The sequence below is a fragment of the Desulfobaculum bizertense DSM 18034 genome, from assembly GCF_900167065.1.
Taxonomy (GTDB): domain Bacteria; phylum Desulfobacterota; class Desulfovibrionia; order Desulfovibrionales; family Desulfovibrionaceae; genus Desulfobaculum; species Desulfobaculum bizertense.
The window spans coordinates 76,679-93,516 of sequence record NZ_FUYA01000001.1; the positions used below are offsets into that span (position 1 = coordinate 76,679).

General features: G+C 53.5%; 13 protein-coding genes. 2 read left to right on the forward strand and 11 right to left on the reverse strand.

Annotated elements, in window-relative coordinates:
- Window positions 1-27: 27 nt before the first annotated feature.
- Complete coding sequence (locus B5D23_RS00330; protein WP_159445859.1) at window positions 28-2,976, reverse strand: EAL domain-containing protein; 2,949 nt, start codon at window positions 2,974-2,976, stop codon at window positions 28-30.
- A 508-nt stretch (window positions 2,977-3,484) separates the two neighbouring features.
- Between B5D23_RS00330 and B5D23_RS00340 the strand changes: the two genes are divergently transcribed.
- A complete protein-coding gene (locus B5D23_RS00340) occupies window positions 3,485-4,459 on the forward strand; it encodes a D-2-hydroxyacid dehydrogenase (RefSeq protein ID WP_078683403.1) in 975 nt (324 codons plus the stop codon).
- A gap of 25 nt (window positions 4,460-4,484) precedes the next feature.
- Here the strand turns inward: B5D23_RS00340 and B5D23_RS00345 are convergent, their stop codons facing one another.
- The 6 genes from B5D23_RS00345 to B5D23_RS00365 all read right to left on the reverse strand — a co-directional run bounded on the left by B5D23_RS00345 (window position 4,485) and on the right by B5D23_RS00365 (window position 9,926).
- Window positions 4,485-4,922: a VanZ family protein gene (locus B5D23_RS00345; RefSeq protein WP_078683404.1), complete on the reverse strand. Its 438-nt coding sequence runs from the start codon at window positions 4,920-4,922 to the stop codon at window positions 4,485-4,487.
- Between the two features lie 12 nt (window positions 4,923-4,934).
- Window positions 4,935-5,090 carry a hypothetical protein gene (locus tag B5D23_RS14970; protein WP_159445860.1) on the reverse strand — a complete coding sequence of 52 codons (156 nt, stop codon included), beginning with the start codon at window positions 5,088-5,090 and terminating at the stop codon, window positions 4,935-4,937.
- 159 nt (window positions 5,091-5,249) lie between these two features.
- Window positions 5,250-6,953: an AMP-binding protein gene (locus tag B5D23_RS00350; protein ID WP_078683405.1), complete on the reverse strand. Its 1,704-nt coding sequence runs from the start codon at window positions 6,951-6,953 to the stop codon at window positions 5,250-5,252.
- Between the two features lie 85 nt (window positions 6,954-7,038).
- Window positions 7,039-7,599 (reverse strand): helix-turn-helix domain-containing protein, encoded by a 561-nt coding sequence (locus tag B5D23_RS00355; RefSeq protein WP_078683406.1) that lies wholly within the window; start codon window positions 7,597-7,599, stop codon window positions 7,039-7,041.
- Window positions 7,600-7,696: 97 nt separating this feature from the next.
- On the reverse strand, window positions 7,697-9,343 hold the full coding sequence (locus tag B5D23_RS00360) for an AMP-binding protein (RefSeq protein ID WP_078683407.1): 1,647 nt from the start codon (window positions 9,341-9,343) through the stop codon (window positions 7,697-7,699).
- Between the two features lie 16 nt (window positions 9,344-9,359).
- Window positions 9,360-9,926, reverse strand: coding sequence for a cupin domain-containing protein (locus B5D23_RS00365; protein ID WP_078683408.1), 567 nt, complete (start codon window positions 9,924-9,926; stop codon window positions 9,360-9,362).
- A gap of 388 nt (window positions 9,927-10,314) precedes the next feature.
- Between B5D23_RS00365 and B5D23_RS00370 the strand changes: the two genes are divergently transcribed.
- Window positions 10,315-10,983, forward strand: a complete 669-nt coding sequence (locus tag B5D23_RS00370; RefSeq protein WP_078683409.1) for a class I SAM-dependent methyltransferase — start codon at window positions 10,315-10,317, stop codon at window positions 10,981-10,983.
- 559 nt (window positions 10,984-11,542) lie between these two features.
- Here B5D23_RS00370 and B5D23_RS00375 read toward each other — a convergent pair.
- The 4 genes from B5D23_RS00375 to B5D23_RS00390 form a co-directional block, all read right to left on the reverse strand.
- Entirely contained in the window at window positions 11,543-12,655 is a 1,113-nt protein-coding gene (locus B5D23_RS00375; RefSeq protein ID WP_078683410.1) for a DUF3179 domain-containing protein, read from the reverse strand.
- 97 nt (window positions 12,656-12,752) lie between these two features.
- A complete protein-coding gene (locus B5D23_RS00380) occupies window positions 12,753-13,316 on the reverse strand; it encodes a hypothetical protein (RefSeq protein ID WP_078683411.1) in 564 nt (187 codons plus the stop codon).
- 246 nt (window positions 13,317-13,562) lie between these two features.
- Window positions 13,563-15,287 (reverse strand): Na+/H+ antiporter NhaC family protein, encoded by a 1,725-nt coding sequence (locus B5D23_RS00385; RefSeq protein ID WP_078683412.1) that lies wholly within the window; start codon window positions 15,285-15,287, stop codon window positions 13,563-13,565.
- Window positions 15,288-15,480: 193 nt separating this feature from the next.
- Window positions 15,481-16,791: a Na+/H+ antiporter NhaC family protein gene (locus tag B5D23_RS00390; protein ID WP_078683413.1), complete on the reverse strand. Its 1,311-nt coding sequence runs from the start codon at window positions 16,789-16,791 to the stop codon at window positions 15,481-15,483.
- Window positions 16,792-16,838: the final 47 nt, after the last annotated feature.

Below are 16,838 nucleotides of genomic sequence, written 5' to 3' on the forward strand. Positions count from 1 at the left end.
AACATCCCCCCATCCATACACAACTTTTCACTCAGCGCGAGCGAGGAGTGGCTGACCTATGAGAGTTTCGATTTGCTGCGCGGGGAGTGGTCGGGAATAGAGAAAGCCTTGGGCATAAGGGCAGTCAAAGCTGGCGAGGATTTGAGCCTGCTCAGGGGTGGCGACGCCTTCGGCGACGACGAGGAGTCCGAGGTTCTGGGCGAGTCCGATGAGAGTCTTGACGATGGAGCGGCAATGCTTTTCGTGCTCAAGACGTGCGATAAAGCGCTGGTCTATCTTGAGAATATCAATGGGGAAGCTGGTGAGATAGGTAAAGGACGAGTAGCCAGTGCCGAAGTCATCCATGCTGATGGTGATGCCCATTTTTTTAAAAAGGTTGAGCATTTCGGTTGCAGCGCTGGTGTTCTTCATGAGCACGGATTCGGTGATTTCGAAGGTGACCAAACTGGGAGGAGTGCCTGTTTCCTCAAGAATGTTGCGCACGTCGTGGACGAGGGACGGCTTGAGAAACTGACGCGCAGAGAGGTTGATGCTCACGGGGATGGAGAGGTTGAATTCTTTGCGCCAGGCGGCGACCTGCGAACAGGCTTCGCGCATGACCCATTCGCCAAGGGGGAGAATGAGGCCTGTTTCTTCGGCGATGGAAATAAATTCCGAAGGAAGGACAAGTCCCATGTCGGGATGATTCCAGCGAATGAGGGCTTCGAGGGCGACAGGCTTTCCGGTGCTGAGGGCAAGAATGGGCTGGTAATACAGCTCAAAGTTCCCGGCGGAAAGGGAGTGCCGAATGTCAGTCTCAAGCATGAGCTGACGCATGGCCTGATCGTGCATTTTTTGGTTGAAGACCTTGAATCGGCTGCGGCCCATTTCCTTGGCGCGATACATGGCTGTGTCGGCGTCGCGAAGAACGGCGTCGGGCGAGCAATACTCGTCAGTGACAATAACGATGCCAATGCTCGCAGAGGTGAAGACCTCGCAACCGTCAATGACGACGGGCTTCTCAATTTCTTTCAAAATACGCTTGGCAACAGTGATGCATTCGCGGGGTGCGTGAAAACCTTCGAGCAGGACGGCGAATTCGTCCCCGCCAAAACGGGCCACAGTGTCCATGTTCCGGACACAGTTCTGGAGAATGGACGAGGTGTGGCGCAAAAGCTGATCGCCTGTGGAGTGACCGAGGGAATCGTTGATGAGCTTGAAACGGTCGAGATCAAGATAAAGGACCGCGGATTTGTACTCACGATTGCGCTGAAAACGGTTGAGGGCTTTCTGGAGATGCGACTGAAAGAAATCGCGGTTTGGCAGTGCTGTGAGCGGGTCGTGAAAGGCGCGGTGGCGAAGTTCTTCTTCGGATTTAATGCGTTTGGTGATGTCATCCAGAGAGCCTTCGAGATGAAGGAGCTGGCGATCCTTGTCGAGAACCCGTCGGGCGTTGAGAGAGAGCCACACACTGGTGCCGTCTTTTTTGTGCGAGCGAAGCTCATAGTTGTGTAACTCGTCGTGCTGGGAAAGATGCTGAAGCACACGGTCAAAGTCCACGGGAGGAATGAGGGTGAAGTTTCCACTGCGCAGGGCGTCTAAAATTTCGCGAGGCTGCTCAAAACCAAACATCTTGGCAAGAGCGGGGTTGGCGTCGGTGAAGTGCCCGTCGTCGCTCATGCGGAAAATGCCTTCGATGGTGTTCTCGAAAATGCTGCGATAGTCGGCCTCAGCAGCTCGTAAGGCCTGCTCAACACGCTTGCGCTCCTCCATTTCTGCTCGAAGCTGGGCAATGACATGTTCAAGACGCTCGGTCCGGTCGGCGACGCGAAGCTCAAGCTTCTGACCTATTTCCCGAAGTTGCGTTTCCATGAGCTTGCAGTCTGAAATGTCGCGTAAAATAAGAATGCAGTAGTTCTCGTCCTTGCGCATGACGGCGTTCATGCTGAGAGAAATGGGGATGCTGAGGCCGTCTTGCCTGAGTGTCAGCTCTGCTGTTTTGGGGTATTCGTCTGAGTGCTGGACCAGCTCGGAAAGAGTGGTGCCAAAAGAGGTCAGAAGTTCTTCGAGACTGCTGTCCAGAAAGTCACTGATGTTTTTGAGCAGGACGCCCTCGGCCGAAAGAGAAAAGAGGCGAAGGCAGGTTTTGTTGGCGCGTAAAATGGTGCCATCCTGAGCGCAGACAATCAGGGCATCTGGCATGCTGTGCACAATGGTGTAGAGCTGCTGAAGAGACTGCTCATTTTCCTGCGTTGCTGCGGAAAGCTTTTTTTCGAGCATGACGATGTGGTTCTTGACTTCGCAGACCGTTCTGAAGGCAACGCGGCTCAGGACAGAAATTTCATCCTGACTTGTGGGGTCCGCGTTGAGTTTTGCTGTGAAATCATGATTGGCAACGCGGTGGCTGAACTCAATAAGCTCAGAAATAGGGGCCGTGACGGAACGGGAAAGGTAATAGCCTGCCGCGCCAAGTATGGCGAAGAAAATAAGACTCAGGGCCTGAATGTGGCTCAGGCTTCGGGTCAAAAAGTCATGAATTGGCATCATGGACATGCCAATGAGCAGAGTGCCAGTGCTGCTGGGCAGAGGCCAGGCAAGCTGGAGGATGTCGTTTTCACCTCCGTCGATGACCGAGTACGTGGAACTCGTGCCGTGGGTGACATTCCTGATGAGCCATTGGGCAGGAAAGGGCAGGGCAGAAGAAAAGGCCTGCGCCCGAATGCTGTTTGTTCCGTCAATAAGGAGCAGATAGTCAATGCCCCTGAGAGAAACATACTTAGCGAGAAGCTCATTAAGATATTTTTGGTCTGCGGATTCGAGACGCTGGAGCTTGTCCAGAGCCATGCTTTGGGCAAGGAGCAGTCCTTTTTCCTGCAACGAGATAATCTGCCTGTTTTTTTCCCGCCAGAGAGTATAGGAGCTGAGGACGATGACCCAGATTCCCATGCCAATGAGGAGAAGAAGAAAAATACGGGTAAAGAGGCGGGGTTTGTTCATTCGCATTCCATTAGAGGAGCAGAGAGCGCGTGGGGGGAATGTCCCCTGTACCTGCTCAGGTCAGGAGAGCGGGTGCTACGAACTCTAGGTGAAAATAGGAAAACGCATTTTGACGGAAAGCGAGTGTGGCCGGCATCTGGAGAAAATGCTCAAAAAAAGCGGAATACAGTGACAGATGACGAGAAAGGTCAAAAATGCTGTTGTACTGTTCAGAATGAGGGTGTTTTCGGTCGGAAAATCTCTTTTCTTTATGCCTATGAACCGGAAATTTTTAGCAAATATCGAAAATCTATTCAACCGAAAAGTAATGGTTATGAATAAAAAGAGCCTTGCAGGGCGTACTTGCACAAAATGATGCATCCTGCGAGACTCTGCTATGTCTGTGTCTTTTTTTTGCGCTGCACAGAATGGCTTGTTCCCTGTGCCTGCACTGCGCGAAGAAATGTTTGTGACGAACATGCGCTGCCTGTCTGATGAGACGCGGCAATACACAACATAAGGTGTCATTATGAAGATTGTTGTACTTGATGGGTTTACATTAAATCCTGGTGATAATCCCTGGTCTGCATTGCAGGAGCTTGGAGATGTCGAGGTCTTTGATCGTACGGACGCTGAAGACGTTCTGGAACGCTCCGAAGGTGCCGAAGTCATTGTGACAAACAAGGTTGTGCTGAATGCAGAAACCATTGCCAGCCTTCCAGAGCTGAAATGCATTGCTGTTTCGGCAACGGGATATGATTGTGTCGATATTTCTGCAGCTGCTGAACGCGGTATCCCTGTGTGCAATATTCCGGGCTACGGAACGAATGCGGTTGCCCAGTTTGTCATGGCTTTGCTCATGGAGCTGAATCATCGGATTGAGATCCACGACCAGAGCGTGAAGGCTGGAGAATGGACGTCAAATCAGGACTGGTGCTACTGGAAAAGTCCGCAGATTGAGCTGACGGGGCAGACAATGGGCATTATCGGCTACGGTGCCATCGGAAGCCGTGTTGGTGAGCTGGCTCATGCCTTTGGCATGAAGGTTATGGCGAGTACCCGGAGTCAAAAGCCCAAGCCTGACATGCGCCATTTTGAATGGGCCAGCATGGAAGAGGTGTTTGAAAAGGCAGATGTGATTACGCTGCACTGCCCGCTAACGTCCGAAAATACAGAGTTCATCAACGCCAAGCTTTTGGCCCGGATGAAAAGCAATGCCGTGCTTATTAATACCGCACGGGGCAAGCTGGTGAATGAGGCTGATCTCGCAGAAGCTCTGAATACTGGCGTTATCCGTGGAGCAGGACTGGATGTTGTCTCTACAGAGCCAGTTCAGCCGGATAATCCGCTTCTGAAAGCCAAAAACTGCATTGTGACTCCGCACATCGCGTGGGCATCACTCACCGCACGGAATAATCTGATGCGGATGCTTGTGAGCAATGTCAAAGCGTACGTTGATGGTCGTCCCAGTCACGTCGTGAATGAAAAGCTTTTGGCGAAATAAGAACAGGAAAGAAAATGGCCCCTCCTTAGCGAGGGGCTTTTTTGTGTGATGCGCAGGGAGAAGACTGCGAGGGTGGGAAGCGCTTGAACACGGCTTTGCGCAGGCAAAATCCGATGATGCCACCAATGGTGATGCCCAAAAGATTGGCAAGGGCATCTTCAATGGTACAGCGCCGGGTTGGCAGAAAAATTTGCCAGAATTCGAGCGAAAAGCCCAAAAGTGCCAAAAAGACAAGAGAGGCAAGCGCGGTCAGGCGCTGAGGAAAGGCCAGAGGTGCAACGCAGGCAAGGCAGGCAAAGGCAAGACCGTGGAGCACGTTGTCCAGACTCACGGGACCATACAGGGGCCTGTAGGGTGGCATGAAATCAGACATGAGGCTCAGGGTCAGGAGCAGGGCGATACCAGCCATAAGAATGGCAAAAAAAGTTCGCTGCACTTCTGGAGGGGATGCTTTGTGCTGCATGGGGGGCAGTGCTTATTTTTTTTTGAGGAAGTAGTGGGTCAGGCTGGCTGCGATGCCAGCAACAACGCCGAGAAAAAAAGCCCGGGGGGCATTCATGTCGAGCATGAATGTTGCGATGACGCCCATTGCGCCACCAGACAGCATGCCGCGAAAAATTGCTTCTTTCATGGAAAAAGAGCCTCCGAAAAAGAAAGAAAGTGAACAGTTCCGGGTCTAGTTTGCATGGAAAAGGGCGAGCGGACAAGGTTTTCATGGCGCATTTGCACAAGAAAATGGCCGAAGCCTGGGGATTCAGGCTTCGGCCGAGGTGAAGGGAAAGCAGAATTCTTAACGCGCTGCGGCTACCCGGCGGGGCACTTCGACAAGATGAGGTCGGGCAGATGTCTCATCAAAGCGCTTGAGATCAGACTTGCGGATTTCTCCGCGTTTGATTTTTCCGGATAGCGTCTTGGGAAGCTCGTCAACAAATTCCACTACTCGGGGATATTTGTACGGAGCCGTCACGGTCTTGACGTGCTGCTGAAGCGCCTTGGCAAGTTCCGGGCTTGCGGAGAAGCCCCGGGCGAGCACAACCGTCGCTTTGACAGCCTGGCCTCGGACCGGGTCTGGAACGCCTGTCACAGCTGCTTCCAGAACGGCTTCGTGAGAAACCAGAGCACTTTCTACTTCATAAGGACCAACGCGGTAGCCGGAGCTTTTGATGAGATCATCAACCCGGCCCAGAAACCAGTAATAGCCGTCTTCATCGCGCCACGCCTTGTCACCTGTGTGGTAAAAGCCGTTGTAGCGCACGGATTTGGTTTTTTCCGGTTCATCCACGTATTCGAGGAAAAGCCCCGCTGGCGTGCCGTTTGTGAGTCGGATGCAGATTTCACCTTCTTCACCAGTCGAGCAGAGTTCGTCCCGCTTGTTCAGCAAAACGATGTCCCAGCCCGGTACTGGCTTGCCGATGGACCCGGGCTTTGGCTCCATGAACGGGAACGTCGCGATTTGTAGCGTTGTTTCCGTCTGGCCATAGCCTTCATAGATGGAAAGCCCGGTCACGCGTTTCCAGTCATTGAAAACGCTGGTGTTCAGCAGCTCACCAGCCGTGGTGCAGTGCCGAAGGTGTGAAAGATCAAATTTCTCCAGCTCCTCGCGCACCATGAAACGGTATACGGTTGGCGGAGCACAGAACGATGTGACCTTGTTCTTGCTCATGACGGTGAGCAGGTCTGCTGCATCAAACTTGCCACGGAAGTCATAGACAAAGACCGTAGCACCAGCCATCCACTGCCCATACATTTTGCCCCAGATTGCCTTGCCCCAGCCCGTGTCGGCCACGGTCAGGTGCAGGTCTCCGGGACGCAGGTCGTGCCAGTACATGCCTGTAACAGCATGTCCCATCACATAGTTGTGCTTGTGCACGACCATTTTGGGCTGTCCTGTGGTGCCAGAGGAAAAGAAGACCAGCAGAGGATCTTCTCCACCAGCAGAATCCGCAGGGCGCGGAAAGCTGTTTGCACTGTTTGCGCAGGCGGTTTTCATGTCATCCCAGCCGGGCAGGACAGGCCCTGGTCCGCACTGGAATTTTGCTACAAGACTCGGCACATCCTGACTTGCACGCTCAACAGTGGCCGCAACAGAGTCCTCACAGACCACGGCACGAACCTTGGCGGCGTGCATGCGGTAGGTGATGTCTTTGGCAGTCAGCAGATGAGGGGAAGGGATGGCAACAGCACCAAGACGGTGCAGGGCCATCATGGAAACCCAGAAGTCAATGCGGCGGAAGAGGATCAGCATGACCCGGTCGCCTTTTTTGACTCCGCGTTCAGACAGGGTGTTTGCGAGTCGGCAGGATGCCTCGGCCAGCCACTGGAATGTGTATTCCCGGCGGACATGGTCGGGGCCAACATGAATGAGGGCAAGCTTGTCCGGAGTTTCTTCGGCAAGTTTGTCCAGCACATCAAAAGCAAAATTAAAATGATCGGGAAGATCCAGACAGAAGTCTTTACAGAATTCCTCGTATGAGGAAGGGGTCAGCTTTTTCATAGTACACCTCGAAAAGAAAAAACACGGATTTCATGAAATTGACGTCTACAGTGGGGGAGGTGTTTCACCGTGCGCGATGAAACACCTAGATAATGACGTCGATGAATTCCGCGTCCTGTCCATCGAGGCCGCGTAATGCGTGTGGAGTCTCGGAGCCAAAGTAGAAGCTGTCGCCCGGCTCCAGGGTGACAGTGTTTTGGTCGAGCCGGATTTCCAGCCGACCAGTGAGCAGGTAGATGAATTCCTGACCTGGATGGGTTGCGAAATGCAGCTCCTCTGGTTCGCGGGCAGGAACCCGAACCTTGAACGGTTCCATTTTCCGGCCTGTGAACTTGTAGGCAAGACTGCGATAGTCATAGTCCCTGCGCCGCGTGACAGCCAAACCTTCGTCTGACTTGACATGCGAGTAGGTACTAAGATGCGCATCCGCACCTGAAAGTAGCGCTGTCAGGTCGATGTCGCAGGCCTGCGCAACGTTAAAGAGGAAACTGACCGGGATTTCAACAGTCCCGGACTCGTAACCCACAAGCGTCGCCTCATCGACGTGAACCCGTTCGGCAAGCTCGCGTGTGCTCATTCCCAGAGCATCACGTAGCCCGACGAGTCGGGGGGCGATTTCTTTGTACGCCTGAGTTACTGTTTCCATTGGGTTCTCCTTGCTGACCATGAGGTACTGTCCTCTTCAAAACTGCATTATATAATGCAGGGTCTGGGCGCCGCCCCCACGGCATGCGCCCGTTTTTTTAGGCGTTTGGCCAAAGCCGAGACGCCTCTTCCCGTAATTTATACTTTTGAATTTTACCGCTTGCTGTCAGCGGATATTCCTCCACGAATGCAACGTATTTCGGAATCTTGTGCCAGGCGATTTTGCCGCGGCAGTAATCCTGAACGTCTTCTGGTGTCAGGTCGGCTCCCTTGTGCACAATGACAAAGGCACCAAGCTCTTCGCCATATTTGACACTGGGGACTCCCGCGACCTGAACGTCCTTTACTCCCTCCATTGTATAGAGGAATTCTTCAATTTCACGGGGGTAGATGTTTTCCCCGCCGCGAATAATCATATCTTTCAGACGCCCTGTGATGGAGACGTAGCCTTCATCATCCATGACGCCGAGATCACCAGAGTGCAGCCAGCCTTCAGTATCAACGGCATTGGCTGTGGCCTCCGGCATCTTGTAATAGCCTTTCATCAGCAGGTAGCCGCGGCAGCAGATTTCACCCTGCGTGCCATTCGGGCATTTTTCTCCTGTTTCCGGGTCAAAGACACCGACCTCAACCTCGGGCATGGCGCGCCCAACGGTCTGGGTACGGCGCTCTACAGAATCGTCAACACGCGTCTGGGTCATCACTGGGCTGGACTCTGTCAGTCCGTAGCAAATCGTGATGTCTTTCATGTACATTTTGTCCATGACTTCGCGCATGACAGAAACCGGACACGGAGAACCCGCCATGATTCCTGTTCGCAGGCTCGAAAAGTCGAATTTGTCGAACAGGATATGGTGCAGGATGGCGATGAACATTGTGGGCACGCCGTACACAGCTGTGCAGCGTTCCTGTTCAATGCTTTTCATCACCATGATGGGATCAAATTTTTCTACGATGACCATTGTGGTGCCGTGAGTCACTGCCGCCAGCACGCCCAGCACGCAGCCAAAGCAGTGGAAGAGTGGAACCGGCAGGCACAGGCGGTCGTCATGGGTAAATTTTTGGTTTTCCCCAATCCAGAAGCCATTATTGCCGATGCTTTTGTGCGTCAGCATAACGCCCTTTGGAAAGCCCGTGGTCCCGGATGTGTATTGCATGTTGACCACATCGTCAGGGTCAAGGCTCTCCTGGCGCGCTGTATAGTCTTCTTCCGAAATCGACTGGCCAAGTGCAGTCAGTTCAGGAATGGAGTACATTCCCCGGTGTTTTTCTGCACCGAGGTAACCCACGCGTTTCAGGTGTGGAAATTTTGCGCTTTTGAGTTTGCCGCGTTCACTGTTTCGCAGCTCTGGAACTTTTTCGTACATCGTCAGGATGTAGTCCGTGTCATAATATCTATCCATGACGAAGATATTTTCGGCCTCGGACTGCTGGAGCGCGTACTCAAGTTCAGCGGATTTGTAGCTGGTGTTCAGCGGCAGGAGAACTGCGCCAATTTTGGCTGTGGCAAACTGGAACGCAACCCAGTAGGGGAGGTTGGTCGCCCACAGGACAAGCTTTTCCCCACGCTGGATGCCCAGAGCCATAAGCCCCTTGGCGAGGTCATCAACAAGCCCCCCAAATTCTTTCCATGTCAGTCGGAATTCGCGGTCGACGTAAATGACGGCGTCCTCGTCAGGATAACGGGAAACTGTCTCGTTCAGTATCCGCCCCAAAGTGATGTGACGGATTGCTTCGGTACTCATTATCGGCTCCTTTTCATCAGGCCGGGACGTAAATCACGGCATGGATCTCCGCAGCGCTGTCTCCGTAGGCAGAGACGTGGTGCGGAACCACGGAATTGTAGTACATGCTGTCCCCGGCTCTCAGGATGTGTGTTTCCTTACCGTAACGCAGCATGACTTCCCCAGAAACAACAATTATGAACTCTTCTCCTTCATGGGAGGACAGTTCGCCGTCATTGTCCTGAGGCTCTAGTCTGATGAAAAAGGGCTCCATCGACCGGTCGGCTTTGCCGCGACCAAGGTGATGGTAAACCATGTCTGTGGATGGTGAGCTGCCAGAATGGCCAACAGTTTCGGATGTGCGGTCTTTAAGGCGCGTGATGAGTGGGTCCGGCGTTAACTCGTCATCCATGAAGGTTCCAAGTCGTGTGCCAAGAGTCCGCGCAAGTTTAACCATGACGCCCAGTGCAGGCTGGATCTCTCCCGCCTCAACAGAGCTGATATATTCCGACGACATCCCGCTACGTTCAGCGAGTTCGGCCACAGTTAACCCTTGGCGCTCCCGATACATCCGGATGCGCGCACCTCTTTTCTGGGTACCCATACGTTCTCCCTATGCAGTATTTTTCTCTCCATCAGAATGTCAGAAAACCGTTTTTCCCCTACGGTCATCAAAACCCTGCGCCGTGTGTCAAGACGAGCACAGGTTCTGTTGTATGGAGAACTCAAACCCTACGGAAAAGCACTCGCCTAGGCAAGCCTGTATGAAATATTTTTTGAGTCTTTCAGGGCATGTAGAAGAAAAATGTCAGCTCTGCATCTCCGTACGTGAGCATTCACCCGCTTGTGCAGACTCTTCCTTTTCTATGCCACAGAACCCCTTTGCTGCGCATTAAGAAAAAATTTGAAAAGCTGTTAAATTCTTTCCCTCACGCATATATGTTTTTATACGATTATCTACAAAAGAGATTCCCTTTTATGGAGAGGCATCTATGGACTCGCAGTGTGTTTATGAAAAGGACCATGACGAATATGGAACAGTTGCGCGTGTTTACGACGCGTGTACTGCCCCCTTTCTTCGGGAAAATCGTGAGCTGCTCGCGGCAACTGTTCGCAGTGCGCAAGGCCCTTTTCTCGACATCTGTTGTGGAACTGGACTCCAGCTCGTCGCCCTCGATGCTGCGCCTCATCTCCAGCCTATCATAGGCATTGACCTCTCCGCTGCGATGTTACAAAAAGCCTCCCCCCGTGCCTCGCAGCATGGCTTTTCTCTCGTTCAGGGCAATGCAGGGCAGCTCCCCTTCCCTCCAGCATCCTTTGGCATTGTTGCCCTCAGTTTCGCCCTCCATGAGAAGGTTTGGCCCTGTGCTCTTCAACTCGTCCGTTCCGCCTTTTCCGTCCTTCGCCCCAGCGGTCTCTTCATTACAACCGATTATCTCCCCCGTGCTTCCGCCTCTTCATGGGGCTTTTTTTTGAGTGCGATCATTGAGCGCGCCGCAGGGCTTCAGCATTTTCGGAACTGGCAGGACTATCATCGGCGCGGCGCCCTTGGTGCCCTCATTCGTGAGGCTCGCCTCCCTTCCCCCCTCCGCCCCCTCTCTCATCACGTCTTCGCCTCGCGCGTCGCCTGCATGGACGTCTTTCAGAAGGCTAAAGATTAGGGGGGGGCAGCGTGTGTGCTGGACGGGCGGGTGGGAGAGAACCGGGGCCAGCCCCGGACCCCGCGTAAGGGAATGATTCCCTTACGTATCCTCAGCGAGTTTGAATTCCCTCCACGCTTCGCGTGAATGAAATTCAAACTTGATGAAAATAACGTCGAGAGCTTCTTTCTCTTCTGCGAGTTGCCACCATTCCTTTTGAACGCCTTTCGGCGTTCAAAAGGAATAAGTGCGGTCTGGAAAAGGCAGAAGAACACGCATTCGGGAAACGCCACTAGGCCGAAAAAAAGGGGACCGAAATGGAGAGGAGAGCGTAGCTCTCATCACATTTCGGTCCCCTTTTAATTCGGGCGAAAGCGGGATTCCCAAGGGCCTCGTCCTTGGGCGGGGTCAAGGGGCAGCGCCCCTTGCAGAGCACGAGACGGAGTCTCGTACCCCACCCACCCCAAAGCCCTTGCAGGGCTTGGGACTCAGCCCATCACATACCCCATAAAAACACACAAGCCGGAGTCAGTGCTGCCACACTGATTCCGGCTTGTAAGCCTCTGTCAATCACGAAAAATTATTGAGGGAGGGGGAAGTGGAGTTTTCCATTCCAGTAGGCTGTGAAGGGGTGAAAGGCTTTCCATGCAAACCACATGGAGTGGGTTTCTGGAAGTCTCCGAAGCTGTGAGCTGTGAAGTGGTCCAGAGATGGCTTTGCCGTAGGGGTCCCAGACGGAGTGCGTTTCTCGGTCAATGATGCGGCCGTTGCTTGCGGTGAAGTGAAGGGTTTGCCCTTCGAGGACCGCGGAGAAGAGCCGCACGGCACCGAGGCGCGAGTCGTAGAGGGCGGCAATGGTGGAGAGTCCGACGTCAATGCTGATGGCTTTCTGCTTGAGCATAGCACTGTACGAGACGGCGAGGGCTGCGTCAGCGTCAGTTGCTCCGATGATGTGCTCTTTGAGCGGAAAGCGCTCGTCGATGTGCATTGGCGGGAAAAAGAGAGCGTTGTTCCTGAAATAGCTTTGCAGGTCCTTGTACTCGCCATACGGGTTGTGCCCATATTTTGACGGGGCGGTACCGGAGCGAGGGCGGGCGAGGACGCGAAGGTTGGGATAGGCAGCGCGAGCCTTGTCCCAGGTTGTCCAGATAACGGGAGAGCGCCGAAGGGTTTTGCCTTTGAGCTGCCCACCGAGGGCCTGCCCTAGAATCTGTGACCACTTGCTTCCTGTTGCGCGGTCATACAGGACGCGGTTGGAGCTGACGAGCATTCCGGTTGTACCGAGAGAAAAGGGAGTGCCATCAAGCTCGCCGACAAAGCAGGCGAGTGAGCCTGTCAGGGGGCAGAAGGTGAGGGAGCGAAGAACGCCGTCCTGCTCAAGGTTGACGACTTCGTGCCTTGCGAGGACGCGGAGCGGATAGACGAGGGCTTCGCGACCTGTGACGGCGGGTTCTTCGAGAAAGACCTGCTCGTCTGATTCGAGAAACAGAGCGGCGTCCTCGGCGCTGACAAAGGCTGGCCTGTCAATTGGACGGACAGCATCGCGCTCGGTAGCGGAGCCGACTGTAAATTTTTGATAGGTCCGCAGGTGGCTGTCTGTCAGATTTATGGCATGGGAAACTGTTGGGCTGACGCAAAGGAGCGAGGCAGCCAAAACGGTCGACAGAGTAAGTGACGTGCGGAACTTTTTCATAATGCGGGTGTGTGTCCTGAAATCTTTGGGTGTCTGTTCCGGCACCCCTCGTGCCGGAAAACGAGACGCTCATGCACCGGGCGTGAGAGCGAATCTATTACATCCAGAATGTGCTGATGTTGCTGCCATTCATGGCGAGCTGGAAAGAGCTCTGGAAGAATTCAGTTTCGGTCTGGCTCAGATAGGCCTGAAGTCCAGTACGAGCCTGCATGAGAGACGGGGTGTTGTCGACTTTGTGCAGGGCCTCGGAGATGTCAGACATCTGGTCAAAAGCCTTGGTGAGGGTTGGATTGTCCTCAAAAGCCTTTGTGATTTGCTCAGCGTCGACATTGGCGTTGGAGATGTCAAAATGTCCGTCAGCGGCTTTGGTGATGGTGAACTGGGGTTTTTCGATGCCCATACCATTGAGCTGTTCCTGAAGCTCTTCGGCAAAAAAGCCTTTGAGCTGCTCGAGCTGCTCGCGAAGTCCTGCGACGACATCGCGGCTTGGGTCGGTGGCAATGAGGTTGGCGAGACGGTCGCCAAGGCTGGAGAGTTCGATGTGGTCGGAGCCTTGAGATGTACCGTCAGATTTTTCACGCCCCCGGCTTTCAACGTTGATCTGCTGCAAGGAAGCTGCAAGAGCGCCAGTCAGCGTGTTCTGTACACTGTTAAGAGCCATTTTAGATCTCCTTCTCTGGTCTGAAAAGTGTTAGCTGAAAGTGATTCCGCTGGTTCTGTAAGCAAAATTTGGACCATATTAATGTAAAGAATTGCGAAAGCAGATACTGCGCGGCTTTTGAGAGGTGTGTTAAAAAACTGACGTGACGTTTTAAGGGCGGAGTGTCGTTTTTTCGACGCAAAAAAAGGGCAGTTCCGAAAGTGGAACTGCCCTGTGCTGTCAGAAATCTGTCGAAGAGACAGGAACTTAGGCAGGAAGCTTTTTACCGAAGATGCGAATCATCAGCAGGGTAGCAACGATGCCAAGCGGGAGGACAATCATTACGGGAAGGCCGAGGCCAGCCGGAATGTAGCCAAAGAAGATGGTTACGGCAGCCACGGACAGGGCGTAGATGAGCTGCGTCCTAACGTGGTCAAGGTGGTCACAGGCTGAACCCATCGAAGACAGAATAGTTGTGTCGGAGATGGGGGAGCAGTGGTCACCAAAGATAGCACCAGTCAGAACAGCACCGACGTTCATGATGACGTAGGCGTGGTCCGGGTTGATGGCGAATGCCAGCGGGATAGCCAGCGGCATCATGATGCCCATTGTGCCGTAGGAGGTTCCTGTTGCAAACGAGATGAAGGAACCAAGGATAAAGATGATGGAAGAAAGCAGGAACGGCGGAATAGAGTCAGACAGAATCTGAACGAGATATGTTGCGGTTCCAAGCTCCTTGATGACGCCAGACAGGGACCATGCGAGCAGCAGGATGACGGCGGTGATGTTCAGGGATTTGACACCCTGCACCCAGATGGAAACAGCTTCTTCCAGCTTAAAGATACCGCGTGCAAGACCGATGAGGATTGCGACAATACCGGCGAGCAGTGCGGACTGGAACAGAACCACGGAGGCGTCGGAGCCACCGAAGCAGGACTGAATGGTGTAGAATGCCAGCGGATGGTTGGTGACCTGCTCGATGAGAGCCTTGTCAGAACCAGCCATAATGGCGTTGTACCCGTTGAAGTAGAAGCCGAGGAAGGCCGCGCCGATCAGGGTGCCAATGGGGATAATGGCGTACCAGATGCTGGCCTTGACTCCTGGGTGCGGCTCAAGTCCTGTTGCTTCATCGGCGACCATGGGCTTGGCGCTGTCATCAATGACTTTGCCTGTGGTGCGTGCGCGATGCTCAGCCTTGTGCATGGGGCCAAATTCGCGAAGCATCCAGACGGTGCCGAGGATGAAGATCAGGATAAAGATGTTGTAAAAACGGTAAGGAATGGTTTCGACGAAAGCGCCATAGGCGTTGGTGGTGATGCCAACGGACTGGAAGCCGTCACGAATCAGACCGATTTCGTACGCGACCCAGGTCGAAATCAGGGCGATACCGGCGATAGGTGCTGCTGTAGCGTCAATGAGGAAGGCGAGCTTTTCGCGGGAAACCTTCATGCGGTCGGTAACCGGGCGCATGATCGGGCCAACAGTCAGAGAGTTGGCGTAGTCGTCAAAGAAGATCAGGATACCCATGACCCAGGTGACGAACTGTGAGCTTCTGGGGCTGTTTGCTTTCTTGGCGAGAGCTTCGGCGATGGCCTTTGCGCCACCCATCTTGGAAACAACAGCGATCATGCCACCGATGGCGAGGCACTGAAGAACAATACCAGCGTTCCATGGGTCAGCAAGAGAGTTGAGAATTTCGCCAGAGAAACGGAGGAAGCCGTTGACGAAACCGTCGTAGATGGCAAAGCCTTTTCCTTCGAGCATGAAACAGCCAGTAAACACGCCGAGGAACAGGGAAAAGATAACATTTTTCGTGATGAACGCGAGCACGATGGCGATAAGCGGGGGAAGAAGTGTGAGCATGCCATAGTACTTGGCATTTGCCGGGCCAAGACTGGCGTCTGCGGCAAAAGCGTTTGCGGCGAACAGAAGCAGCATGGGGAGTGCTACTCCGAGTCCGGAAAGCGTTCTGGTAAGGAATCGCTGTCGCATTGAAGTGAACCTCTCTTCTTATGGGAGTGTAAGTTTGAGCTGCCTTGGTGCAGCTTTTTATGGGTAAACTAATAATAAAAAGGGTACAATACCCAAAGACGCAGTCCGGCAAATGCCAGACTGCGTTATTATCAAGGTCCTTCTGCTCTTGGCGCAACGTTGTGAGTGCTGCACCAAAAACTAACCGGATAAACTACTGTTTTCGAACTTTGGGAAATCCGAAGAGGATGCTGAGAATAGAGACTGCGGCGAGAATGTAGCAGTAGTACATGTTGCTCATGATGCTAATTGGCGAGAGGGAAGCGATGGAGCCAGCGAGCAAAATCTGTGCACCGTAGGGGACAAGGCCCTGAATGACGCAGGAGAAGATGTCGAGAAGGCTTGCGCTGCGGCGCGGGTCAAGACCATTCTTTTGGGCAATTTCTTTGGCAACGCCACCGGTAACAATAATTGCGACAGTATTGTTTGCGGTGCAGCAGTTAACAAGGCTGACCAAAGCGGCAATGGAGAGTTCTCCAGCCTTCTGGCTACGGCTTCCCTTTGTGACGCGCTCGATGAAGTTCAGAATGGAGGTGATGCCGCCGCCGCGCTTGATAAGCGCGCCAAGGCCGCCAATCATGAGCGAAAGCACCATGATTTCCTGCATTCCGGTGAATCCACCGTAAATATCCTTGGACAGGTTCAGCAGGGTGTAGCCGTCATTCATGACAAGGCCAACACCGCCAGCAAGCACGATGCCTGTCATCAGTACGATAAAGACGTTGATGCCAGCCAGCGCCAGACCAAGAACGCCAAGGTATGGCAGAATCTTGACAATCTGGTATTCACCGCTGTGGTGAACAGAGCCGCTTGCGCCAAGGAAGGCAAAAATAAGTATGCTCAAAATTGCTGCAGGCAGGGCAATGCCAAAGTTCATTTTGAACTTGTCCTGCATGTTACAACCCTGAGTACGGGTTGCAGCAATTGTTGTGTCAGAAATCATGGAGAGGTTATCGCCGAACATGGCGCCACCAGCTACGGCACCGACGAGCAGGGCCATAGAAATATCGGTCTTGGCGGCGACACCCACTGCGATGGGTGCAACTGCCGCGATGGTTCCCATAGAGGTGCCCATTGCGGTAGAAATGAATGCACCAATGACGAACAGTCCAGGCAGAACCATTGATGCAGGGATGATTGACAGGCCAAAGTTGACAGTGGATTCCACACCGCCAACAGAACCGGCAACCTTGGCAAAAGCGCCTGCGAGCAGGTAGATCATGCACATAGTCACGATACTTCCATCTCCAGCACCTTCAATAAAGGCGCCGATGCTCTCGGTGGCTTTTTCGCGGGCCATCATCACAGCCAAAACAATGGCTGGAAGGATGGCGACGGTTGCGGATACCTGATAAAACGCCATCTTCGTACCGGACAACGTCAGCCAGGTGCCCGTACCGATGAAGATGACGAGGAACACGGCCAGCGGCAGAAGCGCTAGCGCATTTCCTTTCCCTGAGTTCATTGATTACTTTCCTATGCAGGCCCCACGCGGGGCGTTTCATGTGATTG